The 26,316-nt window shown below is 52.5% G+C and carries 23 protein-coding genes; 12 read left to right on the top strand and 11 right to left on the bottom strand.

Annotated features, from left to right (window positions below; genetic code table 11):
• Positions 1 to 19 precede the first annotated feature (19 nt).
• The 4 genes from ACEVG1_RS05145 to ACEVG1_RS05160 all read left to right on the top strand — a co-directional run bounded on the left by ACEVG1_RS05145 (position 20) and on the right by ACEVG1_RS05160 (position 3,570).
• Complete coding sequence (locus ACEVG1_RS05145) at positions 20 to 961, top strand: glycerophosphodiester phosphodiesterase family protein (protein WP_374742498.1); 942 nt, start codon at positions 20 to 22, stop codon at positions 959 to 961.
• Between the two features lie 7 nt (positions 962 to 968).
• The gene (locus ACEVG1_RS05150) at positions 969 to 1,682 is read left to right on the top strand and encodes an ATP-binding cassette domain-containing protein (protein WP_374742499.1); all 714 of its coding nucleotides are present in this window, start codon (positions 969 to 971) and stop codon (positions 1,680 to 1,682) included.
• A 102-nt stretch (positions 1,683 to 1,784) separates the two neighbouring features.
• Positions 1,785 to 2,360: a hypothetical protein gene (locus ACEVG1_RS05155; protein ID WP_374742500.1), complete on the top strand. Its 576-nt coding sequence runs from the start codon at positions 1,785 to 1,787 to the stop codon at positions 2,358 to 2,360.
• Positions 2,361 to 2,433: 73 nt separating this feature from the next.
• Entirely contained in the window at positions 2,434 to 3,570 is a 1,137-nt protein-coding gene (locus ACEVG1_RS05160) for a cysteine desulfurase family protein (RefSeq protein ID WP_374742501.1), read from the top strand.
• Between the two features lie 48 nt (positions 3,571 to 3,618).
• Here ACEVG1_RS05160 and ACEVG1_RS05165 read toward each other — a convergent pair whose 3' ends face one another.
• The gene (locus ACEVG1_RS05165) at positions 3,619 to 3,957 is read right to left on the bottom strand and encodes a tetratricopeptide repeat protein (protein ID WP_374742502.1); all 339 of its coding nucleotides are present in this window, start codon (positions 3,955 to 3,957) and stop codon (positions 3,619 to 3,621) included.
• Positions 3,958 to 4,031: 74 nt separating this feature from the next.
• Here ACEVG1_RS05165 and ACEVG1_RS05170 point away from each other — a divergent pair, with 74 nt between their 5' ends.
• Positions 4,032 to 4,967, top strand: a complete 936-nt coding sequence (locus ACEVG1_RS05170) for a sugar phosphate isomerase/epimerase family protein (protein ID WP_374742503.1) — start codon at positions 4,032 to 4,034, stop codon at positions 4,965 to 4,967.
• A 27-nt stretch (positions 4,968 to 4,994) separates the two neighbouring features.
• Here the strand turns inward: ACEVG1_RS05170 and ACEVG1_RS05175 are convergent, their stop codons facing one another.
• The 8 genes from ACEVG1_RS05175 to ACEVG1_RS05210 all read right to left on the bottom strand — a co-directional run bounded on the left by ACEVG1_RS05175 (position 4,995) and on the right by ACEVG1_RS05210 (position 14,357).
• A complete protein-coding gene (locus tag ACEVG1_RS05175; protein ID WP_374742504.1) occupies positions 4,995 to 5,333 on the bottom strand; it encodes a hypothetical protein in 339 nt (112 codons plus the stop codon).
• 113 nt (positions 5,334 to 5,446) lie between these two features.
• Positions 5,447 to 6,328 (bottom strand): DUF4412 domain-containing protein, encoded by an 882-nt coding sequence (locus ACEVG1_RS05180; RefSeq protein ID WP_374742505.1) that lies wholly within the window; start codon positions 6,326 to 6,328, stop codon positions 5,447 to 5,449.
• An 86-nt stretch (positions 6,329 to 6,414) separates the two neighbouring features.
• Entirely contained in the window at positions 6,415 to 6,792 is a 378-nt protein-coding gene (locus ACEVG1_RS05185; RefSeq protein ID WP_374742506.1) for a hypothetical protein, read from the bottom strand.
• Between the two features lie 6 nt (positions 6,793 to 6,798).
• On the bottom strand, positions 6,799 to 9,255 hold the full coding sequence (locus ACEVG1_RS05190) for a penicillin acylase family protein (RefSeq protein WP_374742507.1): 2,457 nt from the start codon (positions 9,253 to 9,255) through the stop codon (positions 6,799 to 6,801).
• Positions 9,256 to 9,411: 156 nt separating this feature from the next.
• The gene (locus tag ACEVG1_RS05195) at positions 9,412 to 11,397 is read right to left on the bottom strand and encodes a c-type cytochrome (RefSeq protein WP_374742508.1); all 1,986 of its coding nucleotides are present in this window, start codon (positions 11,395 to 11,397) and stop codon (positions 9,412 to 9,414) included.
• Positions 11,398 to 11,406: 9 nt separating this feature from the next.
• On the bottom strand, positions 11,407 to 12,759 hold the full coding sequence (locus tag ACEVG1_RS05200; protein ID WP_374742509.1) for a family 16 glycoside hydrolase: 1,353 nt from the start codon (positions 12,757 to 12,759) through the stop codon (positions 11,407 to 11,409).
• A 120-nt stretch (positions 12,760 to 12,879) separates the two neighbouring features.
• A complete protein-coding gene (locus tag ACEVG1_RS05205) occupies positions 12,880 to 13,497 on the bottom strand; it encodes a YigZ family protein (RefSeq protein ID WP_374742510.1) in 618 nt (205 codons plus the stop codon).
• On the bottom strand, positions 13,494 to 14,357 hold the full coding sequence (locus ACEVG1_RS05210) for an EamA/RhaT family transporter (protein WP_374742511.1): 864 nt from the start codon (positions 14,355 to 14,357) through the stop codon (positions 13,494 to 13,496). Before ACEVG1_RS05210 ends, ACEVG1_RS05205 begins: the two co-directional genes overlap by 4 nt.
• Positions 14,358 to 14,937: 580 nt before the next feature.
• Between ACEVG1_RS05210 and ACEVG1_RS05215 the strand changes: the two genes are divergently transcribed.
• Both ACEVG1_RS05215 and mtaB read left to right on the top strand, forming a co-directional pair.
• Positions 14,938 to 17,565 (top strand): valine--tRNA ligase, encoded by a 2,628-nt coding sequence (locus ACEVG1_RS05215; protein ID WP_374742513.1) that lies wholly within the window; start codon positions 14,938 to 14,940, stop codon positions 17,563 to 17,565.
• A gap of 38 nt (positions 17,566 to 17,603) precedes the next feature.
• Positions 17,604 to 18,923, top strand: coding sequence for a tRNA (N(6)-L-threonylcarbamoyladenosine(37)-C(2))-methylthiotransferase MtaB (mtaB, locus tag ACEVG1_RS05220; RefSeq protein ID WP_374742514.1), 1,320 nt, complete (start codon positions 17,604 to 17,606; stop codon positions 18,921 to 18,923).
• A 115-nt stretch (positions 18,924 to 19,038) separates the two neighbouring features.
• Here mtaB and ACEVG1_RS05225 read toward each other — a convergent pair whose 3' ends face one another.
• Together ACEVG1_RS05225 and ACEVG1_RS05230 are read right to left on the bottom strand one after the other, a co-directional pair.
• Positions 19,039 to 19,476 carry a hypothetical protein gene (locus ACEVG1_RS05225; RefSeq protein WP_374742515.1) on the bottom strand — a complete coding sequence of 146 codons (438 nt, stop codon included), beginning with the start codon at positions 19,474 to 19,476 and terminating at the stop codon, positions 19,039 to 19,041.
• Between the two features lie 82 nt (positions 19,477 to 19,558).
• Positions 19,559 to 20,752, bottom strand: coding sequence for a hypothetical protein (locus ACEVG1_RS05230; protein ID WP_374742516.1), 1,194 nt, complete (start codon positions 20,750 to 20,752; stop codon positions 19,559 to 19,561).
• Positions 20,753 to 20,894: 142 nt separating this feature from the next.
• Here ACEVG1_RS05230 and ACEVG1_RS05235 point away from each other — a divergent pair, with 142 nt between their 5' ends.
• The 5 genes from ACEVG1_RS05235 to ACEVG1_RS05255 are packed head-to-tail and all read left to right on the top strand — an operon-like array spanning position 20,895 to position 26,296.
• Entirely contained in the window at positions 20,895 to 23,063 is a 2,169-nt protein-coding gene (locus tag ACEVG1_RS05235; RefSeq protein WP_374742517.1) for an IPT/TIG domain-containing protein, read from the top strand.
• A gap of 33 nt (positions 23,064 to 23,096) precedes the next feature.
• Positions 23,097 to 24,221: a hypothetical protein gene (locus ACEVG1_RS05240; protein WP_374742518.1), complete on the top strand. Its 1,125-nt coding sequence runs from the start codon at positions 23,097 to 23,099 to the stop codon at positions 24,219 to 24,221.
• 3 nt (positions 24,222 to 24,224) lie between these two features.
• A complete protein-coding gene (locus ACEVG1_RS05245) occupies positions 24,225 to 24,962 on the top strand; it encodes a hypothetical protein (RefSeq protein WP_374742519.1) in 738 nt (245 codons plus the stop codon).
• Positions 24,963 to 24,966: 4 nt separating this feature from the next.
• Positions 24,967 to 25,806, top strand: coding sequence for a hypothetical protein (locus ACEVG1_RS05250; protein WP_374742520.1), 840 nt, complete (start codon positions 24,967 to 24,969; stop codon positions 25,804 to 25,806).
• A 1-nt stretch (position 25,807) separates the two neighbouring features.
• Positions 25,808 to 26,296 carry a hypothetical protein gene (locus ACEVG1_RS05255; protein WP_374742521.1) on the top strand — a complete coding sequence of 163 codons (489 nt, stop codon included), beginning with the start codon at positions 25,808 to 25,810 and terminating at the stop codon, positions 26,294 to 26,296.
• Positions 26,297 to 26,316 lie beyond the last annotated feature (20 nt).

The raw sequence follows: 26,316 nt of genomic DNA on the forward strand, positions 1-26,316 counted from the left end.
TGCAAAAACAGGCTCTTTTATGGTTCGTTGCCCACTCCCGCTTCTGGTTCTCGCACTGATTGCCCTGGCCACCGCCTGTGTACCCGCCAATGTGGGTACGGGCGAATACAGGAACGTGGCGCGCGACATCCGGCTGGCTTCGGTCGACGAACTGTATCGTTTCCTGACTTATAACGACCGCCGCTTCCCCTTGATCAGTGCACACCGGGGTGGCCCAGCAGCGGGGTTTCCGGAAAATGCCTTGGAAACATTCGAGAACAGTTATCGCTATCAGCCGCTCATCATCGAATGCGACGTCCGCATGACCGCCGACTCCGTGCTCGTACTGATGCACGACGAGACACTCGACCGTACCACCTCCGGTACGGGGAAGGTAGTGGATTCGACCTTTCCGGCCCTGAAGGAGCTACGGCTGAAAGACCCCGGCGGAAAGGCCACCCCCTATCGCATCCCGACCCTCGACCAAGCCCTGAAATGGGGTTCGGGCAAGGTGGTTTTCACCATCGATGTAAAGCGGGGCGTACCCTACTCCATGGTCATCGATGCCATACGGCGCAACCAAGCGCAGGCATACAGCGTCGTGATCACCTACAATGCCGACCAGGCGGAGACGGTACACCAGCTAGCACCCGACCTTATGATTTCGGCCTCCATCCGTTCCCGCGAAGACCTGCTCAGACTCAACGACCGAAGCATTCCAGACAACCGGCTGGTGGCCTTTGTGGGAACGAGCACGGTACCCGCGGCGGTATACAAACAGCTGCACGACCACGGCATCCTCTGTATATTGGGCACCATCGGTAACATCGACAAGCAAGCGGCTACGCGGGGCGATACGGTGTATACCCGCTTGGTGGAAGGCGGGGCCGACATCCTTTCGACGGATAGGCCCCGGGAAGCCGGCAAAGCACTGCATACCTACCGCGCTGCCCATAAATTGACGTCCACCTTCATCAAATGATCCGGCAATGTCTATCCGAGTAACCGAGCTCCATAAACGCTATGGCCAGCACCCTGCCCTGAAAGGCCTTTCGTTCGAAGCACAGCCCGGACGTGTATTGGGATTCCTCGGCCCCAACGGTGCTGGGAAGACCACCACCATGAAGATCCTTTCCGGCAGCCTTGACCCCACCTCGGGGCAGGTCGCCATAAACGGCATAGACATCCAACAAGACAGCCTCACGGCGCGCCGCCATATCGGCTACCTGCCCGAAGACAATCCGCTTTACCACGATATGTACGTACGTGAGGCGCTCGCCTTCGTGGCAGGCTTGCACCGCATTGCTAACCGGCAGGCCCGGATAGCCGAAGTAATCGCCCTTACCGGACTCGCCGCCGAACAGCACAAGAAAATCCACCAATTATCAAAAGGATACCGCCAGCGCGTCGGACTGGCGCAGGCAATCCTCCACGATCCGGACATCCTCATCCTCGACGAGCCCACCTCCGGGCTGGACCCCAACCAACTGCAGGATATCCGCGCACTGATCAGGGACCTTGGCCGCACGAAAACCGTGTTGCTGTCTACCCACATCATGCAGGAGGTGGACGCCGTGTGCGACGATGTCATCATCATCCACGAAGGCCGGATCGTGGCCGATTTCCCCATGGATGAGCGAGCGGAAAGATACGCAGACAACAGCTTGGAAGCGCTATTTATCCGGCTGACCACCAACAATTAACCTCCGTTTACATGCGCTATTAAACAATATGGCACGTTTTGTGTTATTTACGTAACGAGTAAAAAACAATGTATCACAATTAGTTACATTAAACGAAAGACCATGAAACGTGTATTTTTATTTTCAGCATTATTTCTAGCCGGCGTATTCGCGGCAACCGCACAGGAGGTCAACAGGCCACAGACATCGGCCAATGTAGGCATCACTCCCGTTCAAAAAGGGAACTGGATCGTAGGTGGGAGTTTAGGGAGCCTGGGGTACAGTTTTGAGGGGGAAAGTTTCAGTTTAAGCCTTAACCCCCGCGCAGGGTATTTCATCTCGGACGGGGTAGCTCTTGGTTTGGGTCTGACCGGGTCGGTTTATACGGCACCGGATGCCGATGCCGTATGGGGTTATGGCGTAGCGCCGTTCGTCCGCTATTATTTCCCACAAGGTTCCAGCGCTTCGGGCCGGTTCTTTGCACAAGGGGACGTAGGCATTGCCGGGAGTTCGTTGGGATCGGGTGCTACCTTGGCATTGGGCGCTAACGTAGGCTATGCACATTTCATTACCCAAAGTGTGGCGTTGGAAGCTACGTTGGGTTACAATTACAGCAAGGCCACCGTTTCCGGAGCTGAGAAAGCAAGTGGCCTCAACGTAGGTCTCGGTTTCCAGATTTACCTGCCGGGCCAACGTTAAGCCATCCGCATGAACTAATTATTTCAAAAAAGCATCGGATTGCATTCGGTGCTTTTTTTATACCTTTGCCTCCATGCACATTTACATGGATAACGCGGCTACCACGCCGATCGACCCCGAGGTCATCGCCGCCATGGTAGCCACGATGGAACAAAATTATGGCAACCCCTCTTCCATCCACGCACATGGAAGGCAAGTAAAAACCATTGTGGAGAAAGCCCGGAAAACGGTTGCTGGGCTGCTCAACGTATCGCCGGCAGAGATATTTTTCACCTCGGGCGGCACCGAAGCCGACAATACGGCGATCGTAAGGGGCATCATCGACCACGGCATCAGCCATGCCATCACCTCGCCCCTGGAACACCACGCCGTATTGCATACGCTTGAAGAACTTGAGAAAAACGGCACCATCCGGCTTAGCCTGCTAGCGGTGGATGACAAAGGCAATGTGGACCTGCAACAGCTTGAACAATTGCTGAAAGACAACCCGCGTTCATTCGTATCGTTGATGCACGCCAACAACGAAATCGGCACCATCACCGATATCGAATACGCATCGGCACTGTGCAAACAGTACCAAGCGTTGTTCCACTCCGATACCGTGCAGACCATGGGACATTATATACATGATCTCAACAAGCTGCAAATTGACTTTGTGACCGGTGCGGCCCACAAATTCCACGGCCCCAAAGGCGTGGGATTCCTATATGTAAACCACCACACGAAGATAAAACCCTTTATCTATGGCGGCGCCCAGGAACGCAATATGCGCGGCGGCACCGAAAATGTATATGGCATCGTGGGGCTGGCCAAAGCACTCGAAATCTGCTACGCGCAGATGGCCGACCACCAGCAATACATCCAGGGTCTCAAAGACTACATGATTACCCAACTGAAAACACACATCCACGATATCCGGTTCAACGGCGACACTACGCCCGAAAACAGCCTATACACGGTGCTCAATGCGTCTTTCCCGTGTACCGACATGGCCGATATGCTGCTGTTCAACTTGGATATTTCGGGCATTTCGGCGTCGGGAGGCAGTGCGTGCAGCTCCGGATCGGATATCGGGTCGCACGTGCTACGTGCCATCCACGCTGATACCGAACGGCCCTGCGTGCGGTTCTCGTTCTCTAAAAACAATACACGGGAAGAGATTGATTTCGTTGTGGGAAAACTGCGCGAAATCTGTTTGGAAAAAGCGTAATCCGGCACTGACATCCTGCCATTTACAACCTGAGTTATCGAACTCAGGTTACAGGTCGCCATCGTCATCATCGCTGCCTGTAACCAGGCGGTACGCTCCTTGCAATTCCGATAGGGCGTGCATATCGCGCTTGTTACGGGCAGCCTGCATACCACTTTCATAGATGGCCTCCGCATCCGCTTTCCGCCCCAGGGCCTCATACAGCTTACCGAGGTGGTAATACGTGCCTACATAATCGGGGTGGTCGTTCACCAACGCTTCGTAGTGCCGCAACGCATCTTCCGTATGCCCCAACTTGAGGTGTTCCGTAGCCAGTGCATACGCCAGAAAGGCATCCCCCGGGCTTTCCTTCAGAAATTCGATCAACTGTTGTAACCGGTTGCTCATGTTGCAAACATAGCAATTTTACTTATTTTTAATTCCTATCTTTATTGCCTTAAACAACTCATAAAACGATATCCATGGATCGCAGAACTTTCATCGCATTAGGAGCGGCTTCCGGCGCCCTATTGGCCAGCCCTGCCGTACAAGCCGCACAACCCGTCATAAAAAAACGCTACCAGAACGGTACCAGCCCATGGCCCATTTGCTTGGACACCGCAACGGTACGACCTGCGTCCCTACGTGAGAAAGTAAAGATTGCGGCCACGGCGGGTTATGATGCCATCGAGCCGTGGGATGGCGAGCTGGCGGAATTTGAGGCGGGCGGGGGTAATCTCAAGGATCTGGGAAAGGAAATCAGGGACCTTGGGCTTTTCGTGCCGAGTGTGATCGGCCTGTGGAATGCACTGCCGCCAACGCGGGAACTATTTGAGGAGTCCCTCACCGATACCCGGCGGCGCATGCGGATGGCCGCCGACATCGGATCCGAGCATATCCAGACCATCCCGAACACGGTTGGCGATAACTATAACCAACAATGGGTATCCCGTCGCTACCGTGACCTGATCGAACTGGCAAAAAACGACTACGGCCTACATGCCGCACTGGTCTTCGTCAAATATTTCCCCCTGAAAACGTTGGGCCAAGCGATGGCCGTGGCACTCGATGCCAACCACCCCGATGCCATGGTCATACCCGACACCTACCACATGCATATTTCGGAAGGGGGCTTTGAGGGGCTACCGCTCATCAGTGGGAAAAGCATTGCCATCTTCCAGTTTGCTGATGCACCCGCCACACCGGCGATCGGCCAGTTGGAGGATAGCCACCGGGTATATCCCGGTGACGGGATCCTGCCATTGACCAAGGTACTTCGCGACCTCAAGGCCACCGGTTTCGAAAAATGTGTATCATTGGAACTGTATAACCCCGAATATTGGAAGCAAGACCTACAACAAGTGGCCGAAACGGGGCTCCGGAAAACCCTCGCGGTTATCCGAGAGGCCGGTGTTTAAGACGCTGACCAGCGAATTTGCCGAAACTTAGTTGTCGGCAAATTCGCTGCAATCCATATCTTTCCAGTCTGCAATCGCATCTTCCGCGGCCTTTTTATACTCCGGATACAAGTTGCAATTTTGGGCGGCTTTCAGGTAATCCACGCCAATTTTTTTCATTTTATCGCAATTGGCCACGCTAGGGTCGTCAGAAAAAGCCTTTATCGCGTTTGAAAAAGATTCACTTAGCTTTAGGACATCATCACAACCGCCGACCCCGAGCGGGTTTGCTTTTTTACAGCCGCTCATAGACGTCGCAATCACGGCGACCGACGTAATCGTCAATACCAGCGTTCTACGCAAGGTGTGTTTACTCAAATAATTCATCGTGTATTCGATTTAAATAGTTAATAATCAATAGAGTGTAAAAGTATAGACCTTTTACGGGCTACGCACCCCCCCAAAGGGGGTATTTTGTCTTATGCTATCAATAAGTAGGTTTAGTTAGTATCCCGAGGGGGATACAATCCCTGGTATTCCTTTTTATGGATGGCCATCGAAACGGGTTTCAGTTCCGTGCAAACCATCCTCACATTCCCCTTCTTCCCCGTTTTGGGTACATACTCCATCTCCATGAATAACGCGTTGGGGCCCAGGTCCGGTAAACCCTTGGGAAGGTACTCAGACTTCATCATGCCGCCTATCATCCCTACCGGCGCTTCATCGGTCATCCATACCTTTGAAATCCCGTCGTCTGTTTCCACCTGGAAACCCTTGCAGCGATAACCGAGAATGGTCTTGCTTTCAATCGGTGTGACTGCTACCTCCTCGGTCGCTTCTTCGGCAGCCTCTTTCATGTATTGGTCGAGGATCTGCTGGTTGCCGTCGAGTCGAATGACCGTCTTTTGCTTGCCGTCATCCATAAACATCACCATGCTTTTGATAGCCATATCCATCACGGCGACCTGGCCGGAAGCCTCTCCGGCCTGCACTTCCGTACCGAAATACGTGGCGTCCGGTTCCAGCCAATACAACACATTGGCTTCTTCCGTTTCGGTGTCGTCCACAACGTTCATCGTGGCCCGGTAAGAGAAGGTATAGGTATCGGGCACATCTTCCATATTGCCGCCGCCAAGCATCGTAGCCAGCGCAGATGACCCCACACCTTTGTCTTTCTTCGTATCTTCTTTAGCGCCTTCCTCGAAAACTTTGTCCAGCGCCTTGTCCGTCTTTTTCTCCGCTTCGCGCTCTACCCGACGCTCTACGGTACGTTCGGCAGCTTTTTCCGCTTTCTTTGCCAGCTTCTCCAGAAACTGGCCGTTGGCGACCCCGATACTTCCAGTGGTTACCGCTAAAATCAGTAAAGTGGTTCTATAATTCATGGCAGCTACATTTCTTCTTACCTAATCGATTCAGGAAACAAAGGTCGCCACAAATAGATAGCCGTCCAATACACCAAATTAGGTATTTATTCCCCTCGCCTACGTCCCGGCCGCGCAAGCTGCCGCATGCGCAGGCCGGCCAGACCGGAAAAGCCGCTTACCAAGGCCACCACTAACGCGGAAACCACCAGCATAAGCACCATCCCCCCCGTACCGGCGGCAAACGGTGCACCCCCGGTGAAGATACCCGCGACCTGCGCAGCCAACCCCGACCCGGTAGCCAGATGCAGGTAAACGGAATACCCCACCCACAGCAGGGCACCGGCCCCTGCCGATTGCCAAAAGGCACTTGCGGCATGCCGCGGTAACCACCAGCACCCTGCAAAGCAAACCGGCGCAATGACCCACCAAGGTCCTACGTAAGACAATACCGCGCCCGCAACGAGTATAAATAGGAAAAGCATATCGATTTATTTTTTCGGTTTCAACACCACCTGCCGGCGTAACCGCGGCGATTGTTCATCCACTGTTTTCAGGAACAGCAGCGTATCCAACTCACCATGGGCCCACCGGCCGATCATGTTATCGTAATACACACTGCCGGGATTGCCCGATTGCCCTCCGGGATATAATCCGTACGCCTGCGGCCATTCACTATCCAGTTGCACTACCATCCGCCACGAGGGACCATGCGTGCCCGACGTGGCATTGACGATGCTGCTTCCCCCGCCGTTTACAATACCCGTGCGGCCAAATGACGTGAAATTCGGCACCAAGTGCATGATGCGGGTATTTTTCACACTGCTCCATGCCCACCCATCCGCTGAGAGTTCACCGAACCGCTCGCGCAAGGCACTTACCGTCCGCCGGAAGCTCCCGCAAATGATGGCATCGATGGTTTCCACGGTATCGGCGGTAAGCACGTTGTCAAACCACTTCGCATCTGGCTCGTGGTTGATGAGCTGGTAGGTACGGTCCAGACTTGGATATAGCAGCTGTTCGTTCCCCGGGAACTCATCCGCCCAGACCGCGTCGCACAGCTTATCCAGCCAGCTCTCGAAAATCGTCGCGCCCACGGCATCGGCGTCGTTGCGGTAGTCCCACCGTTCGAGGGCATCGTACTCCGCTGAGCGCCTGATGGAATCGTCGGTCGCCAGTCCGCGTAGCAACCGCGGCAATATCCGCCGGGCATCCACATTGAAATTATCGTTCTGCAGATCTCGCAAGCTATCGGCTGTAGCGGTCGTCATCGCTTCCAGGCGCTCATTGATACGCAAGGCACGGCTGGCGTGGGCAAACCTCCAATCGAGGTAATAAGGGTAGGTTGTATCGGCCGGGAATTGGTTGGCCGAACTCACGAATCCCCGCGGTGGGTTCCTCACCGCGGGGTTCTGTTCCCGCGGAATCCAGCCTTGCCAGTCATGTGCTGCCAGCGTGCCATCAAGGAGGTACTTCCCCTGCCCTTCCCACTTGAGCGGTAGCTTGCCGTTCGAGGTGATGGCGATATCTCCATCGTTGCTCGAAAACACGAAATTCTGCGCCGGCGCAGTGAAATACGCCAACGCCGCGCGGTAATCGCTGTAGTCTTTGGCACGGTTGAGGTAGTGGAACGTCAGCACATCGGCTCCGTCGGTTTCATTCGTTACCCACCGCATGGCATAGCCCACGGGCACCCTATCGGTATAGCCGGTTGTGGATGGCTTATGGTATACCACCGGCCCTTGGTGGGTATAATACAGGGTATCCTGCAATTCGTCCCCCCCTTTCACGGTGAAGGTTTCCACATACATGGTCGTAGGCTTCCATTGCCCATCGTGCCAATATTCGCGGCATGTGCTGTCGCGGAAGCGCGTACGGTAAAAATCCATCACGTCGGAACCGACGTTTGTAACGCCCCAAGCCACATCTTTGTTGAAGCCAATGATGATGGCCGGCGTACCGGGCAGGGCTACGCCATACACATTTACACTGGGCGATGAAAGCTGCATCTGGTACCAGATGGAAGGCAAGGTAAGTTGCAGGTGTGGGTCGTTGGCCAGTATGGGGAGGCCCGTCGCAGATCGACTGCCCCCTACGGCCCAGTTGTTGCTGCCCACTTCGGGCCGTGGTGCCGGCACCGAAAACGCCAGCAAGCCGCTATCGGGGCTGACAGTGACCTCCTGGGGCACCGGCGGAACCGCCATTGGATTAAAATCCCACACCGTTCCTTCTGGCACGATGGGCGATTCCATAGCCGGGTAGTTCGGGAAAAGGTCGGCCACCACCTCGGGGCCGTACTTCGCCAGCACGTGGGTAAGCCGCACATCATTGCTGCCTCCGTTGAGCGTGTTGCGCATGTTCATCAGCATCAGGATCGATTTATAGGGCGACCACGGTTCAGGGGCATAGTTCAACAGCTTATATTCGACTGGAAGGTCCTTGTAGTCCAACTGTGCGATGTACGCATTCACGCCTGCCGCATAGGCATCCAGCACCTTCTTAGCCACCGTATCGGCCGCCAGCCGCTCGGCAATAGCCTCCGCGGAGCGGGCCATGCCCATCCGTCTGTTGAAACGGTCGTATTCAAGTGCCGCCCCGCCCACCACTTCCGTGAGGCGGCCAGCGGCCACGAGCGTATAAAATTCCATCTGCCACAGGCGGTCGCGCGCGATGACATACCCTTGTGCAAAATAAAGGTCCTCGTCGTTTTGGGCAAAGATGTGCGGCACGGCATTATCGTCATACCGTACCACCACTTCGTCGGTTACACCCCGCAGCGTGATCTCGCTGCCGCCGCCCGCCCTGCCGGTGTCCGTATTCTGGAAGTAGCCGTGGAACGGACTGAGCAACTTACCCAGCGGAGGCAACACTCCCCAAGCGTGATGGAAAACGTAAATCAGCAGCAAAGCAATCGCCAATGGCCAGATATGCTTGATGAGTTTCGTCATTAGTGAGGGGTTGTTTTCTTATAAAGGTTATCTAATCCATTCAAACATAGCTAAACCATACGGAACATGCAAATGCAATGCTGGCCACAAAAAAAATCCAGCCCCGTGGGTACGGGAGCTGGATTAGGAAATAACAGGCGATGTACCTGTCGTTAATCAGTTGGCCAGCGAATTGATATAGGCCGCAATCCGGAGTGCATCTGCCTTTGGCACATGGGGCATGGGCGGCATCTCGGTGGCATAGCCGGGCCAGTTTGCGGGTTGCGGGCTGTAAATCAACTCCACGATTTTCTCGTTTGAATACTTCCGTTTGGCGATATCCTTATACGAAGGTCCGATCTGCTTCTTATCGGGATTGTGGCAGGCGATGCACGTATATTTTGCGAGTAACCCTTCGATCTCCTTGAAAGTGGGTGCTTTGGCGGCCACAGCTTTTACCGATGGGGCCTTTACAGGCGCTGCCGACCCGGCTGCGGGCTTCGATGAAGGCCCCGCGGGGGCTGGTATCGGTTCGGGTTCCGCCACGGGGATGGAGCTGTCTTTGGTGCTTACCTCATTCATCGACAACTTCGGCCCTTGGGGGATGCTGTGTAATGTATAATAGGCAGTTGGGTGGATCAGCGAATAAAACCTGTCTTTTTCCCGGATTCCATCCAGTGTGATGGTATGGATATAGTGTTCCTTGAGGCTATCCACAATGATCCGCGCGCGCAATCCGTCTGCGGAAACCTTCACCCCTTTTATCCGATTCGACTGCATGTCTACAGGCGGACTGCCATAAACCGGGTGGTATTTATAGGTATAACTTTCCACATGGTAAGAGGCAAGGTCATTGGCAGAAGCCGTATTTACCGGCAGCGTAAAGGTGATTTCAAACCCATCGGGCATCGCTTTCACCGTCTGCATTTCAAAAGGGATCTCACCGTTCCATTCCAACCGTTCAAGCCCTTCGTTGGCGTCGCCTGCAGAACCCCACCCGCGGTTGGTCTCACCGACGAACAACGAACCATCCGGAGCCCACGTTATGCGCAGCACGCCCGACCGGAATCCGCTACGGAATCCAATGGCCGCTCCCTGTAGTTCGCCGTTTACCTCCTCCAGCATCACCCGCGATAACATGCTCATCCCCTGGTCGCCCACCAACACTTGTCCCGAAAAGGGACCGAATACCCCATCGGGGATAACCGTCGGCTGTGACGAGGAAATGCCCAGTATACCGTGTGGTAGCCATACGGCAGGCAACCGGAATTCGGCAAATTCCTGCTTGGCATCGAACGCTGTCTTATATTGCTCGTTGATGATGTTTTCCGGCTTGATAAACCGGCCCTGGTCATTCTTGACACGGCGCTCATCCATTTTCGAGACAAATTGCTCCGTGGTCAGTTTAACGGGAGACCCCGGGAGACCAGCCCAACGTAGTCCGGCTGGATGCCCCATAAAATCACCCTTGTTCACCTGCCACAGGCCGCCGGATCCCATCCAGTCACCTTGGTTCTCGGTATAGAAAAACTGCCCGTTGAGCAGGCCCGGACCAGCGGGTGAGCGCATACCGGTAGCCCAGGGGGTGAGCTTGCCTTCCTCGGTGATATTCACCGCCCAACCGCGCCAAGGCACGCGGCTTTCACCGCGCCACCACTCCTCGTCGCCAAAAGCCACATTACCCGTCACGAAGAAAGACCCGTCGGGTGCAATGATTGGGCCGAAGGAGTATTCGTGGTAGTGACCCGACAGTGGCCACGCATATATCGTTTCATATACGTCGGCCTTGCCGTCGTTGTCCGTATCAACGAGCTTGGTAAGTTCGCCGCGCTGGGCACAGTACAAGGCCCCATCTTTATAGGCGAGGCCTAGGATTTCGTGCAGGCCCGAGGCGAACTTACGGAAGTAGGGGTTGCCACTGGTGGGGTTTTCGATGATATAGACATCGCCACGCCGCGTGCTGACACCAAGGTTGCCGTTGGGAAGCATGGCCAAGCCACCCACCTCCAGGATAATGCCCTCCGGTGTGCGTACCTTCCGGATCCGGAAATAATCTTCCTCTTTGGGGCTCTCTTGGGCAGAAAGGCTGAATACCGCCGTAAGCGCCATCGCCATCACTGCGATTCGTTTAAAATAAGATGTATGTTTAGTATTCGTAGTCATGGTCAACAGTTAGAAGATAATGGAATAACGGGTTATACTGGTTACGGGCACCAGCAATTCCTTGCCGGTTGGTTGGTCCCGAACGAAAGGCTTGGCCTTTCCGGTCTCTTCTATCCGAAGGTACCAACGATTGTCACCGATCAGGAATACACCTTTCCCTTGGTCAACGATGGTAGGTGCCACGGCCAACCGTAGGTACAGGCCATCGGTATTACCGTTGACCGTTATGGTCCTGGTAAATCCTTCGCCGTTGGTCAGTGGACGGATAGCATCCGTTGCCTGCTGGCCGTATATCACGTATCGGAACGTCGGGAGGTCGTGGGCATCCAGCACGTATCCATTGGGTTTGTAGCCCGTACCCGCCGTATCCGCAGGCCATGGATTATCCGCGGCTACCAGTTTTCCTACGGCAAGACTCGGCACCCCAAAATGGACGGGGCTTCCCAACACCCTTGACGTACCGTTTCCGCGGTTGTTCCACATGGGGGTAGCATCCAGGAAGCCGCCCCGCCATACTTGGAACAGGTTGCCCTTATCGAGGTCATACGTATAATGGACCTGTGCCGGGTGCCCAACGGAAATCGCATGCACCACCCGCGGTCCATCGGGAACATCCATAAAGCTACGTAGGGTGGTGTTTACCTGCGCGGAAACCAAGATCGGGTCAGCGCCGTTCCGATCCCGCGAATCTGCGGCTTCGGCCAGTTTATTGATCGTGACATCCTTCAACGCCACGGCTCCACGGGATACCGCAAGGCGTACAGGTTCCGCTGCTTTTCCATTTCCGTTGGCCTTTTCGGGAGCCTGTAATTGTACGTCCTCATGGATAATCACACCATTGAGTTCCGCCCGAAGGAGCCGCGCGGGGGCGATTTGCTGTCCATTGCCATCAAATCGGGGTGCCCTGAATTGGATATGCATCCGCTGCCAAAGCCCCGGTGCGCGCCCAACCTGCTGTCTTGGTGGATAGCCCGCTGCCCCGCCGTTGGTCAGGGCTGTAGGGGTGGCCACGCCCCGGCTATCGGCCAAGGTAACAGGATAAACGCCGTGCAAATACAACGTTGCTTCGGCCCCTTCGGCCAGCAGGTAGTTGAACGCAAGTTCGATATCGCCATAAGCGGTAGCGGTGACCAGGTCTTCGGGGCGCCCTTTCCGGTCGGATGCATGGACTAAAATACCGTCGCCCGGCGACGTCATCAATACCTGTTGTTTGGACAACGGTACGGTAGCGCTACCCACGGACTCCCAGCCTTTGGCAGGCGTGGTAAAAACTTGCGTTTGCGCATTCGCTGCCAGGCACAACAGTAACGTGGCATGAGCAGTGAATGCAAATGATTTCGAAAAAAACTTCAATAAGTTCATGAATCGGTTTGCTTTTGTATCTTGTATCTTAAAATTTGGTCGCTAAGATAAATTTAAATCTGTTATTCCCAATAAAGCGATTTAGTTTTTTCAGGGGCATGTGCCGGTAGATTGATTCAATTAAGCCGTTCCGACAAAATCAACAGCAATCCCTTCCACTTTCTCCAGTCGGCCCAACACCTTCCCCACGTGCGTCTGCCGGATTTCCAGCTCCATCACACAGCGATTGTCGAAATCTTGCTTCCGAACCGTTACGTCTTCATCCTTCACGATGCGCATCACCTCGTTGAGCTGCTCATAGGTGAACGCTACGCTATACACGTCATTGACCGTTAGCTCTATGACATCCGCCGCCTGCAGCGCGTCCTGCGCTGCAGCCTTATAGGCATGGATAAGGCCCGGGACGCCCAGTAGCGTGCCACCGAAATAACGCACCACCACCAAAAGCACGTTGGTTACATCGGCCGAAAGCAAGGCGTTGAGGATGGGCCTGCCCGCCGTACCCGACGGCTCGCCGTCATCGTTGATGCGGAAAACAGAGCGGTCGGGCGTGAGCCGGTACGCCCAGCAGTGGTGCCGTGCTTTGGGGTGCAGCGCCTTCAGCGCGCTTACCAGCTCCCTTGCCGCCGCCTCCCCCTTCAATGGGTAGGCATAAGCGATAAACTTACTACCACGGTCTTTGAACTGCCCCTCCGATGGCGCAGCTATGGTTTTATACGTATCTTCAAATAAACTCACAGATAAGCAATTATCAGTACGGATATCACGGCCAAGATGATCCCGATTTTATTGACTTTCGACAGTTTTTCGCGGAATAAATATATACCCACAAGGGCACCCAACGCAATCACCCCCACGTTCATACCGGTAAAAACAATGGATGGATTGTCCGGAAGCGCCCGGTGGGCCTTCATGTAAAAAAGGATATTGGCGAAATTGAACCCACCCAACACCACTCCCCAAAAGATGGCATGCACGGAGAATTTTTTGTGCGCCACCGTGAGGTGATATACCAAGAAGGCAAATGCAATCAACATAGCCAGGCAGAAAACCACCAGCATCGATGTGGTGTAAGGCACCCCGGTGTGCTGGGCTATTTGCTTGAATAGGATATCGATGACGCCGTAACCGAAAAAAACGACTAGGGGGAAAAGCCACGTCCGGTGGTTGCGTCCGTATTGGTTTTTACCCTTGTGCCAACCGATGCTGCATAGGATACCGCCGATACCTACGGCAACACCGATCAGCTTGCCTGCCTGCGGCGATTCATTGAACAGCCAAAAGGCAGCAATGAGGGCAATAAACAGTGATAGACGCTGGGCTACCTCCGTACGCACGATACCCGCATGGCGGATGGAAGCGCTGAGCGCAAAGAAAATACCTGGAAGCAAAACGGCCAAAGCTGCATATTGCCATATGGGGGCACCCCGGAGCAATTCAATCGACATTTGTGGTCGCAGAAAAAGCCACGTGCAACCTACCGTCATGGGATAATTCCACGCAATTAACTGCGTGGTATCCACTTGATACTGCCGGGCCAGTTTAAGGATAACCGACACCGTGACACTACAGAAGACACTGAACAAAACGTATATCATGAGCCTGATCTGACGCCGGCTAAGTTAATAATACTTTGCAAAGCAACCTATGTTGTATAACATGAAACCTTTGTTGATTAACAACGAAACTTTGTTGTATAGCAACGAGCCTTTGTTGTATAACAACGAAACTTTGTTGATTAACAACGAGCCTTTGTTGATTAACAACAGACCTTTGTTGTATAACGACAGACCTTTGTTGTATAACAACGAAACTTTGTTGATTAACAACAGACCTTTGTTGTATAACGACAGACCTTTGTTGTATAACAACGGACTTATGTTATATAACAACGAACCCATGTTGTATAGCAACGGACTTATGTTATATAACAACGAACCCATGTTGTATAACAACGGACTTATGTTGTATAACAACGGACTTATGTTGTATAGCAACGGACTTATGTTGTATACCTAAGGAGTCCATGTTGTATAACAACAAGCCTTTGTTGTACAACAAAGAACCTTGTTTGACCAAACTGATCCTAGCATGAATCGGATTTGCTTTACGCCTTATCTTTCACTAATTTCGCACCCCTAAATAAGTACTATATAAGTACTGTAACGCAGAAGGTCCATGAGCATATCCAAGACATACAACCCCAAGGAAGCCGAAAACAAATGGTACTCATATTGGAAAGACAATGGCTTTTTCCGCTCGGTACCCGATGAACGGGAACCCTACACCATCGTGATGCCACCACCGAACGTGACGGGCGTACTCCACATGGGTCATATGCTCAACAACACTATCCAGGATGTGCTCATCCGGCGCGCCCGCATGCAGGGCAAAAACGCCTGCTGGGTACCGGGAACCGACCACGCTTCCATCGCCACCGAAGCCAAGGTGGTAGCGATGCTTAAGGAACAGGATATCAATAAAAAAGACCTCACACGTGAACAGTTCCTTGACTATGCATGGGAGTGGAAGGAGAAGTACGGCGGCATCATCCTGAAGCAACTGGAAAAACTGGGGGCTTCGTGCGATTGGGACAGGACCCGATTCACCATGGACCCCGACCTCTCCGATGCGGTGATCGACACGTTCATCCGGCTGTACCGCGAAGGGTACATCTACCGGGGCATACGGATGGTCAATTGGGACCCGCAGGGCCGCACGGCCGTATCGGACGAAGAAGTCATCCGTCGCGAGGTAAACCAAACGCTCTACTACGTGCGCTATGCGGTGAAAAATGTGCCGGGCGGTGCCCCCACCTACCTCACCATCGCCACCACGCGGCCGGAAACGATTATGGCGGATAGTGCCATCTGCATCCATCCGAACGACGAGCGTTGGGCACACCTGAAGGGTAAAACGGCCATCGTTCCGCTCATCAACCGCGAAATCCCCATCATCGAAGACGAATATGTAGACATCGCTTTCGGCACGGGCTGCTTAAAGGTAACCCCCGCGCACGACCTGAACGACTACGAACTGGGGCAAAAGCATAACCTAGCCGTCATCGATATCCTGAACGACGACGGTACGCTCAATGAAAAAGCAGAAATCCTGGTGGGCGAAGACCGCTTCAAAGCACGCAAGGAAGTGGCCAGGCTACTCGACGAGGCCGGCCTGCTGGAAAAAACAGAGCCTTACACCTCACAGGTTGGCTTTTCCGAGCGTACGGACGCGGCCATCGAGCCCAGGCTTTCCATGCAGTGGTTCTGCCGGATGCAGGAACTGGCGAAACCCGCGCTTGATTATGTGTTGAACGGCGACGTGAAACTGATTCCCGACAAGTTCGTCAACACCTACCGCCACTGGATGGAAAACATCAAGGACTGGACCATCAGTAGGCAACTGTGGTGGGGCCAGCGTATCCCCGCGTGGTACAATGAACAGGGTGAATGGGTGGTTGCCAAAACGGAAGAAGAAGCCTCCGCGCTGTTCACCACCGAGGGCAAAACCACGGTGGGTATCCGCCAGGAAGACGACGTACTGGATACCTGGTTCTCATCGGGCCTATGGCCCATGTCGGTATTCGATGGCACGCGGTACCCCGACAACGAGGATATCCGCTACTACTACCCCACCAACGACCTTGTCACCGCACCCGAAATCCTGTTTTTCTGGGTGGCCCGCATGATCATCTTCGGCCACGAGTTCCGCGGCGCGCCCCCTTTCAAAAACGTATACCTCACCGGTATTGTACGCGACAAACTGGGCCGCAAGATGTCCAAATCGCTCGGCAACTCACCCGACCCCATCGAGTTAATGCAACAATACGGCACCGACGGCGTGCGCGTGGGCATGCTCCTCTCCTCACCCGCCGGCAACGACCTGATGTTTGACGTGGCATATTGCGAGCAGGGGCGTAATTTTGCCAATAAGATATGGAACGCCTTCCGGCTGGTGAAGGGCTGGGAAGTAGACGGTAGCACGGCTTCATCCGCCCAGCGGGAAGCTGCCGTTTGGTTCGGCCATCGGTTCAACCAGGCACTCGCCGAAATCGAGGGCCACTTTGCCAGCTACCGGATATCCGACGCGCTGATGACTACCTACAAATTGGTGTGGGACGATTTCTGCTCGTGGTACCTCGAGCTGGCGAAACCGGCCTACCAGCAACCCATCGCCCGGGAGGCCTTTGATGCCACCGTGGGTTTCTTCGAGTCGGTACTCAAACTCATCCACCCCTTCATGCCGTTTATCAGCGAGGAACTGTGGCACGACGAGCTTTTCGGTGAACGCGACGCGCACGACTGCTGCATCGTAGCTCCATACCCGGAAAGTGATGGATACGACAGCAACGTACTAACTGACTTCGCCGTGGTGCAGCAGGTGGTATCGGAAATACGCAACCTCCGCAATGCGAAGCAGCTGTCGCCCAAAACCACCTTGCCCTTGGCCATCAACGCCACATCGGATGTGGACTACAAGCGGTACACCGAGGCACTGGAAAAAATGGCCAACGTGGCCAACATCCGCTTTACTACGGAGAAACCGGCTGGTTCGACAAGTTTCCTCGTGGGTAAGGACGAATGCTATGTGGATATTGCCGAGCAGATCGATGTGGAAGCCGAAAAGGAACGGATTACCAAAGAGATAGCCTACCTCAACGGTTTCCTGAAATCCGTGAATGCCAAGCTGAGCAACGAGCGGTTCGTACAGAATGCAAAACCGGAAATCGTGGCCAACGAACGGAACAAGCAAGCCGACGCGGAGGCAAAGCTGCAATTGTTGACGGAGAATTTGGCTAGCCTTTAGTTATTTACGGTTTTCTCCGTACCTTTGCCCGTCGAATCATGAGCAAACGAGTTGCGTTTTATACCTTGGGATGTAAGCTGAATTTTTCGGAAACGTCTGCTATTGGCCGTGTTTTCCAAGATGCGGGGTACACGCCCACGCCGTTCCACACCCCTGCGGACATTTACGTGATCAACACTTGCTCGGTAACGGAGAACGCCGACCGGAAATGCCGCAAGGTGGTCCGCGAAGCCCTTAGCCATTCGCCCAATGCCTACATCGTGGTAGTGGGCTGCTACGCCCAGCTGAAACCGCGCGAAATCACGGAAATACCGGGCGTAGACATGGTACTTGGAGCTGCTGAGAAATTCAATATCATTGAACATATCAGTGACTTAACAAAGCCAACTAAACCGGTTATACATAACGCACCGATAGCCGAAACGAACGTATTCGTTCCCGCGTTTTCGATGGGCGACCGTACCCGCACGTTCCTGAAAGTACAGGATGGATGTGACTATTCGTGTACGTTCTGCACCATCCCGCTGGCGCGCGGCGCCAGCCGTAGCGGCACCATCGCCGACATCGTGAGCCAGGCTGAAGACATCGGCGCTTCGGGCATCAAGGAGATTGTGCTGACGGGCGTGAACATAGGCGACTTCGGCATTCGCGGTAGCGAGCGCCAAGAGCGGTTCATCGATCTGGTACGGGCGCTAGATAACGTGGAGTCGGTGTCGCGGTTCCGCATATCCTCCATCGAGCCCAACCTGCTTACCGACGAGATCATTGCTTTCGTGGCACAGTCCAAACGGTTTGTGCCCCATTTCCATATCCCCCTGCAGTCGGGTTCCGACAGGATACTTGGGCTCATGCGAAGGCGGTACAAGCGAGCGCTGTATGCCGACCGGGTGGCGAAAATCAAGTCCTTGATGCCCCACTGCTGCATCGGCGTAGACGTGATTGTGGGTTTCCCCGGCGAGACGCGCGAAGACTTCCTCGATACCTACCAGTTCCTCAATGAGCTGGATATTTCCTACCTGCACGTATTTACTTACTCCGAACGCGAAAACACCATTGCCGCCCAGATGGAGGGTGCCGTGCCCGGCGCACAGCGTGGCGACCGCAGCAAGATGCTGCATATCCTATCGGAAAAGAAACGGCGTGCCTTTTACCAAACCCAGTTGGGAAAGGAAGGCGACGTGCTGTTCGAAAGTGACATCAAAGACGGGTACATGCACGGATTCAGCCGGAATTATGTAAAAGTACGCACACCGTATGATCCATTACTGGTAAATGAAACCGTCACGGTGAAGTTTACCGAAATCACCGAACAAGGTGAAATGGATATCGAAGAGTTATCCGAAATGCTGGAGCAATAGTCGGGGAGTTGCAAGTTATACGCTTTGCGGTAACGATCTGGGGCTAGCAATACACATCAGTTTAACCAATACGATTATAAATACGACCTAAATTCCCAGAAACTGCGGTTAACGGCTACAAATCGGCAGACAAATCCCAACCGTATATGTAATTCCCCCCTTCCGATTCTTGTATACTCCTTATTTTCATCGTCCATTTAGTAGATGGCGGTGCACTGATACCGAAACCGTCTTCTCTGAACGAATCTCCATTGATTTCAATCAAGAACATATTGCTTACGGCTTTATATGCGGAAGTCTCACCCACTTCAATGGTCCCGAAATCAGCCACCCGCTCCACCCCGTCAAAATTAGTGTTGGATGTGTTTGGCAGGGCCTTTACTGAAAAGGGACCAGAAAGTATGTTGTTGGGTACGTTATTATCGGTATCGTTCATGACGCGAAGGTAGACGGTAGCTGTTTCGTCATCTACGCTGCTTTTCTTGCAGCCGACAAAAACAGTAAAAAGTAATGCCATGCAATACCACACGAATGGATTGATCGTCTTTTTCATAAGATATAAAATTTGTTAGACCACAAATGTACAGAAAGTAATCACATTTTTTCAACTCCAAAATTAACACTAAATTATAAGCTTATTCCCAATCAAAATTGCTGGTGTACCGGTAGGTATCAAAAGCCATATTTCCACCGACGGTCGCATACACCCCCACATTCTTGTTCAGGATAATATCCAACCCTCCGTCTGTTGGTATAAAGTACCACCCTCCGGGCTGCTCCGGCCCGGTGGGCAAGCCGCTGAACGTATATAGCGTATTCGTTTCAAGGTTGTAGGCTTTGGTATGAGTCACGATAGGCACATTCGACTGGATGTTTCCTTCAACAATGAACAGAAAATTGCCATGTACCTGTGCGGATAGCATGGTTAACCCGTCTTCTGTCAGCGCTGCTTTATAGACCTTTGTCGTAGTAGGCGATGTGATTTCTTTTATGGCGCCATCTCCCACAAACAGGTACCGATTATCGAAAGCCACTATCCTCGCGCCATCTATACCCATATAATGTTCCTGACCTGTGCGTTTATAAAGCAATTGGAATGAATTATCGCGGAACACGTAGAAGTTTTCTTCGGGGGTGCTGATGTTGCGATTCTGGGTCTGTAGGATAAATTCACCGTCGAGGCCCTTCGCCCAACCGACAGCGATTGTCCAGTTCTCCGAATCGGGTATCCGGTCAAGAATCTTCATCCATTTTTTCGTTGCGTCGTCCCACTTCCAAAGGTATGCGGGGTCGTCCAAGTTGTATTTGGTAATCAAGAATAGGTCGTTATCAGCTTGTACCCCGTAGGTCAAAGATACAGGCGATTCAAGGTCCGTATGCTCCTGCTCGTAAACCGATGATTTTCCGCTTTTCACATCGTAATAAGCGGTGATAATGTTAGAAACACCGGTTTTCTTGGTGTATTCTGCACCGGCCGTCAGGATATAGTCCTGGGTGTACAGCGGTTCGTAAATCCAATAATTTTCGATTTTCACAAATTCGGCACCTTCTAGCAAAGATAGCGTCCGCGTAGCCTGATAGCCGGTGTTGTATGTCCGGACCATGTAGAGCTTATCGCCTATTTCCATGATGGAGCTGACGTGGTGGTGATGGTTTTGCGCAAGCGGATACGTTTTCGTTATGGTCCAGGTCAGCTCATCGCCGAATACATGCGTCTTTACCGACCCGCCGTTGCGGACAACACCGCCGTCCTCTTCCGTGACGGGACCATCGGCTACGGGGCTCTGCTTACTGCATCCGGCCAGTGTTACCGTTAGTGCGAATGCCATATAGATATAGTACCTTATTTCCATTGCTTTCATTGCTTTCAAAGGTATAACCCCTCCCTATTGAAAAAAATGGGGCATCTGCCCTATTTCTCGGCGCGCATCAACTAGGTAATATTGCAGCGTAATAAATCTTTACGACGTTATGAACAAGCATTTACCCCTCCTCCTGGCATTCTGCGCTTTCGCCAGCTGTAAAAAAGACAATCCCGGTCCCGACCCGAAAGACATGGCCACCTCCTCATTGGAGATGAAAATGGACGGACGGGACCTGAGCCTAGATGAAAAGGCCCTCCAAGCGCTGTATTATGCCGACGAGGGTGAAGTTTCCGGAGCGCTGGAAGTCAGCGGACAGCTACCCGAAGATGAACGTATTGTCTTCTTCCTGGATGAAACCAAAGCACAGACCATCAGCCTCAGCCAACACTTCCCAGCCGTGATTGCCCTGTCTTTCAATGGCGCTAACCCGCTATCAGAGTCGGTCAGCGAAGATAAGGGCGGGATACCGAATAAACTCGCTACGACAAAAACAGCAGCCACCACCACACAGGGAGCTTTTACGGTCCCGGTATACGTCAAATATGTCACCAAAACCAACCAGCTTTTTGCCGTCTCGGGTACCATCACCGTGAAGATAGACGGCGATGACCTGACGTTCGATTGGGACATCACCTTTAAGGATGCAGACGGAAAAACGTTTACGTCAAAAGGGTCGGCCACCATCAAAGACTACAAAGCGAACCTCAAGCCGAGGTCGCAGATCAACAATCCGGGCGCCAACCTATCCATCACGGAAATCGCGCCCGATTACGGTAAAGCCGGCACCGAGGTAATCATCAAAGGAACTGGATTCAGCGCTTTGAAAGAAGAAAACACGGTGAAGCTGGGCGATGTACCGTTGGATATCGTCTCGGCCAGTGCCACAGAACTGAAAGTTACCATACCCGAAGATGGCGCGCATAACCGTATTTCCGTAGCAGTTTTGGGGGCTACTGCCGAAAGCACCACAACATTCCATTACGAGCCCATCGTGGCTAGTGCCGACAAGGAAAGCGCCAAGGTGGGCGATGAAATCACGTTGACGGGGAAACATTTCGACACCGACCCGCAGTTGCTGGAAGTAAAAGTGGGCGACAAGGTGATGGAAATCACCAGCGCCACGCTCACCGAAATCAAATTCAAGGTGGTAGATGGTACAGAAAGCGGTAAGATTACCGTTGCCCGGAAGGACAAAGACCCTGTTGAGGGGCCCGAATTGGAGATTACCGCCACGGCACCCACCGCGGGCATCCCCATCGAAGAACTTTTTGAAATTGTGGAAGGCAACCTGACCATCGAGGAGATATTGCCGAATAATAACGAATATGGTACTGTATGGTCGATGCAGATAGATGAAGCCAACCATACGCTCTATGCTGTAACAGTCGACAACCTTATTTCCATCAACCTGTCAAACAAGTCTGTCACACATATTTTAGGACCTACACATGCCATCATGAAGAATGACCTTGTGGCACAAAACAATCCGGCCGGTATTCTTCAGGCTATATACCCCGCCGGCGACGGATATTTGTACGGTGCAAGAAATATCTTTGCCGCAGTGCTGTCTGCCAACAATGTATTCAAGCTGAACCTGCAAAGCAAAGAGCACAGTTTTCTTGGGAGTGCCAAGGTATATAATGGTGCAAGTGGGCAGGCCCTGTTTTTTAGCTCAGACAAGAGGCTCTATATTCCCGAATTTGGCAGTTTCTCCGGCTCGGGCAGTACTTACGGGCTGGCATCTTATGACGAAAACATGAATAACCGCAACAATATGGCGGATAAGATTTTTCCTTCTACTGCTGATTTCAAACAATTGATACCCACCGGAGCAAACAGTTTCAGAACGGTGGGGATACGTTCGGGCAAAAGGTTCTATCGTGATGTAACCAATGGCAACATCGGAGAAGAGACCGATTGGAACGAAGCTCTTGCTCCATTACTGCCGGGTACACTTGTCGGCATGGATCATAGTAATGGTAATTTCTACGCATTGTTTAACCAATCTGTAACAGGTGGCGAAAAGAGACAGGCAAACTACACCATAGGGACTGCTACAGGAAACGGCACATTCGTCAAAAAAGGCGTTTTTACTATCAAGAAGTCGTTTGAATATGATGGTGACATTTATTATTTGAACTCGCTTTACAATAACTTCAACATTTTTGCGACCGATAAAAGCGGCAGTATTTATATACTGGTACAGACCCCTATTGACGGACAATACAATGAGGTACTGCCCGGCGCAGGAGGTATCTACAGAATCAGTTTTTAACCCGAATAATCGCTCACAATCAACAATAAAAAAATGAAAACAGGACTAGTCATCGCCGCTGCGTTAATCATCGGCTTCTCAACCGCGGTATCCGCTCAGACTCTCGGCGATTTCAAGCCGAAAGAAGACCGGGGAGCAATGGGACCAAGGAAATTCCCGTCCAAAGACGTGTACATCGCCAATTTTTCGGTAAACTATCAAGTCTTTAACTACCGTAAGGTGAGCTCGAAAGGAGGCGGAGGTTTGATGGGTGGGGTAATTGGTAAAACTCAGGCAGAGCTTGCCGTAGGTTTGGATATTCCCGCAACGACCATTCAACAGATTACGAACGACGCGTATGCCAAATTTGTAAATGACCTGAAAGCCAAAGGCTTCAATGTACTTCCTGGCGATGCAGCGAAAAATATCGACTACTATAAAGCGTATGAGCGCCATCAAGGATTAGAAATGAGTTCAGCAGAAGCAGCAGGATTTTTAACAGCCTACCCTTCCGATGCCGTTTTTTACATTAAAGGATTTGACAAATCTGGCAAAAAGAAAGACGGCGTAGGCTTGGGCACTTTTCAGTGGAAAAGCGAAGTAGAACGCTTCAACACCATTTCTTCTCAGCTCAATGATGCTGCTATTATTGATGTAAACCTTTATATTCTTTTTATGAACGATGAAGAACAAGGTGGAAAATTTGGAGGCCGTTCCAGCTTAACTGCTAAAACCAATTTAATGCTTGCTGCCGATGAAGGGATGAAGAGCCGCGTTGCCACCAATACAGACAAAAGTAAATGGACCAACAAAGTGGGGCTTACTGCGCCAGGATCAAAAGAAGTAATTGTGGACTGTGAGTCGAAAATTCATTTCATCGCCGGCAAAAATAAAATAGGCGGCTCGCCTTTGGGTACCTATGTAGGTGCTTTGAAGAAGGATTTAGAAATAGAAGGTGTAATAAACGAAGAAAAAATAGTAACTGAGGTAGAAGCAGATTACGATAACTGGGGTACAAGCACAGCTTTCGGCAGGCTCTACACCGCCGAAAACAGATCTGCAAAAGATGCGGCACTAATAAGAGCCGATGCCAGCAAATACCAACAAGGCGTGGAACTGGCGCTGACGACATTCCTGAAACACCACGCACAAGAATTTAAAGACAAGTTTTTCGACTGATCCGTGAGAACGTTAATCTTCAGTTTCGCCATCCTGGCCCTGCCTTTGCTATCGTCGGCCCAATCATTTTCCGACATCAAAATCGGCATCGGCCTGCGCACGCACTTCGGTGGTATGCAAGTGGTAAATCACGTAACCGAATATTACAACCGGAACCGGCCTTGGCTGCAGGACGACATGGGCACGGGGACATCCATGACCGGGTTTGAAATCGGGTTGGAATATTCTGGACCAACATGGGGCTGGTCGCTCGCTAAGGTACACTACGTCTGGATGAATAAAAAGGCGGGCGGCACGAGCCCCAGTGGCGAAGACTTCACCCGTAAAGTCCGTATTTCGCAAGTCGGTGTTGACTGGCTGGATGTCTGGTGGACGCCATTGCACATCAAGCGGTTCAATTTCGGCTTCGGCATCATGCCCGCGGGAACAGCCACCATCAATATGTCCACCAAATACAACGGCAAAAAAACGAAGATCGCGACGAGCCACAACCCGGGGAACGATTATTTTCTGGGGATACCGTTGGGGCATGTGTACCATGTACCCCACGTAGATGTAACCTATGTGGGCGGCAACGGATCCGGGCTGCACCTGCAGCTCTTTTACACCATCGGCCCATCGCAGGAATATGACCTCGCCTACCTCAACCGGGAAATCAACCCCTCGTCGTACAACGAACTCAACAAACGGACGCTGTTGGAAATAAACAATTTCGGTTTAAAACTAACGTGCAATTTCTAGGCACATGAACAAGCACATCGTATTCCTCCTATTGGCTGTATCCGCTATCGGGCCGCTGTACAGTCAATCCGAAAAAGTGAAAAAGGAAAACAAGAAAATCAATATCTGGTTGTCACCCGGCTATACCTACGGCTATTCCACCGCCAATCTCGGCAAGCTGCAAAGTAGTTTCGACAGCTATCTCCACTATGCGGAAGCAGTCTACGCGGGCGACGCACTAACCAATCCGGGCAATTGGCAGTCGGGGCAACTGCATCCGGGGTTGTCTTTCCACCTGGGTGCATCGGGCATGGGCGCCTATTTTTCCGTCACGCATTTCCGCTTCGGTATTGACCAAAGCCGGAGTGTCTTGCGCGCAAGCGGCTACGGCCGGCGTTTCGACTGGAAAGAACGACGCCGTGAGTGGTTGTTCGATGTGGGATATGGCGGCCGATTGGTGGATATCTTCGGTAGCTTCGGCATCAATGGCAACACCTACAAGATGGTAAGCTACCAACTATATCCGGGCGGCGTGTACAGTGTCAACGCCGAGTATCCTTTCAATGGGGTTTTCCGTAACCTATATACCGGTGGTATTTCATTCGGTGGTGGCATCAAAATCCGCCCCTACAAATACATTGCACTGGACCTCCGCTATATCTACGGCAAGGCCAGCAAAGAAGCCAAAATCGGACGTGACCCCGGACTTTCGGACAATGCCGATAGCCGCGACATCACAAAATCCAATGAGTTTCCGGCAGACTACACACGCCAACCGCTCAATCAACTGGACAACTACATCGTCCCCAATTTCAGCCGCCATTATTTCGCTATGTCGGTTCTGTTCAACTTCCAATCGAAATGAGATGCAACGGATAATCCTATTGCTATGCTGCGCATGTTCACTGATTGCGTGCAACAAAGAAGACGACCACCTCGGCGAGAACGAGCTGTTCCGTGTATTGGAGCGGGGCAACGGCGTTTGGAAAATCGTATCGTACAAACAATACACGATCGGCGGCAGCGATGCGCCGGTCACCACCCCTGCCAGCGACGAATACTATGAATTCTACTTCCGGACGGAATACCTTACGGCCATCGACGCCGGGTTCATCACCTACCCCGCCGCGAACTACTATCAGGGTGCCAACAGGGAAACAAGTAAAATCGAAGCCGAAGACGAACGGGTTTTTCTTGTACACCCACGCTATGCCGGTTCGTGGACGGTGCTCGAAAATAAAGCAAAACACCAGGTATGGCGGAATGTTACGCAAAACAACGTGGTGGAGATGACGTTGGAAAAATGCAGCTGCGATGCGCCTACAGTAGACATCATCGAAGAAAATGGAGGGTGATTTTACAGAACCCCGAAACC

The organism is Parapedobacter sp. 2B3, assembly GCF_041925275.1.
GTDB lineage: Bacteria > Bacteroidota > Bacteroidia > Sphingobacteriales > Sphingobacteriaceae > Parapedobacter > Parapedobacter pyrenivorans_A.

Excerpts from the sequence above, each read along its gene's own strand:
- ACEVG1_RS05190 (WP_374742507.1), bottom strand. The coding sequence starts at position 9,255 with ATGACGAAACTCATCAAGCATATCTGGCCATTGGCGATTGCTTTGCTG.
- ACEVG1_RS05240 (WP_374742518.1), top strand. The coding sequence starts at position 23,097 with ATGAAAACAGGACTAGTCATCGCCGCTGCGTTAATCATCGGCTTCTCA.
- ACEVG1_RS05170 (WP_374742503.1), top strand. The coding sequence starts at position 4,032 with ATGGATCGCAGAACTTTCATCGCATTAGGAGCGGCTTCCGGCGCCCTA.
- ACEVG1_RS05145 (WP_374742498.1), top strand. The coding sequence starts at position 20 with ATGGTTCGTTGCCCACTCCCGCTTCTGGTTCTCGCACTGATTGCCCTG.
- ACEVG1_RS05225 (WP_374742515.1), bottom strand. The coding sequence starts at position 19,476 with ATGAAAAAGACGATCAATCCATTCGTGTGGTATTGCATGGCATTACTT.
- ACEVG1_RS05255 (WP_374742521.1), top strand. The coding sequence starts at position 25,808 with ATGCAACGGATAATCCTATTGCTATGCTGCGCATGTTCACTGATTGCG.
- ACEVG1_RS05165 (WP_374742502.1), bottom strand. The coding sequence starts at position 3,957 with ATGAGCAACCGGTTACAACAGTTGATCGAATTTCTGAAGGAAAGCCCG.
- ACEVG1_RS05175 (WP_374742504.1), bottom strand. The coding sequence starts at position 5,333 with ATGAATTATTTGAGTAAACACACCTTGCGTAGAACGCTGGTATTGACG.
- ACEVG1_RS05215 (WP_374742513.1), top strand. The coding sequence starts at position 14,938 with ATGAGCATATCCAAGACATACAACCCCAAGGAAGCCGAAAACAAATGG.
- ACEVG1_RS05230 (WP_374742516.1), bottom strand. The coding sequence starts at position 20,752 with ATGGCATTCGCACTAACGGTAACACTGGCCGGATGCAGTAAGCAGAGC.
- ACEVG1_RS05195 (WP_374742508.1), bottom strand. The coding sequence starts at position 11,397 with ATGACTACGAATACTAAACATACATCTTATTTTAAACGAATCGCAGTG.
- ACEVG1_RS05180 (WP_374742505.1), bottom strand. The coding sequence starts at position 6,328 with ATGAATTATAGAACCACTTTACTGATTTTAGCGGTAACCACTGGAAGT.
- ACEVG1_RS05210 (WP_374742511.1), bottom strand. The coding sequence starts at position 14,357 with ATGATATACGTTTTGTTCAGTGTCTTCTGTAGTGTCACGGTGTCGGTT.
- ACEVG1_RS05150 (WP_374742499.1), top strand. The coding sequence starts at position 969 with ATGTCTATCCGAGTAACCGAGCTCCATAAACGCTATGGCCAGCACCCT.
- ACEVG1_RS05250 (WP_374742520.1), top strand. The coding sequence starts at position 24,967 with ATGAACAAGCACATCGTATTCCTCCTATTGGCTGTATCCGCTATCGGG.
- ACEVG1_RS05235 (WP_374742517.1), top strand. The coding sequence starts at position 20,895 with ATGAACAAGCATTTACCCCTCCTCCTGGCATTCTGCGCTTTCGCCAGC.
- ACEVG1_RS05200 (WP_374742509.1), bottom strand. The coding sequence starts at position 12,759 with ATGAACTTATTGAAGTTTTTTTCGAAATCATTTGCATTCACTGCTCAT.
- ACEVG1_RS05160 (WP_374742501.1), top strand. The coding sequence starts at position 2,434 with ATGCACATTTACATGGATAACGCGGCTACCACGCCGATCGACCCCGAG.
- ACEVG1_RS05155 (WP_374742500.1), top strand. The coding sequence starts at position 1,785 with ATGAAACGTGTATTTTTATTTTCAGCATTATTTCTAGCCGGCGTATTC.
- ACEVG1_RS05185 (WP_374742506.1), bottom strand. The coding sequence starts at position 6,792 with ATGCTTTTCCTATTTATACTCGTTGCGGGCGCGGTATTGTCTTACGTA.
- mtaB (WP_374742514.1), top strand. The coding sequence starts at position 17,604 with ATGAGCAAACGAGTTGCGTTTTATACCTTGGGATGTAAGCTGAATTTT.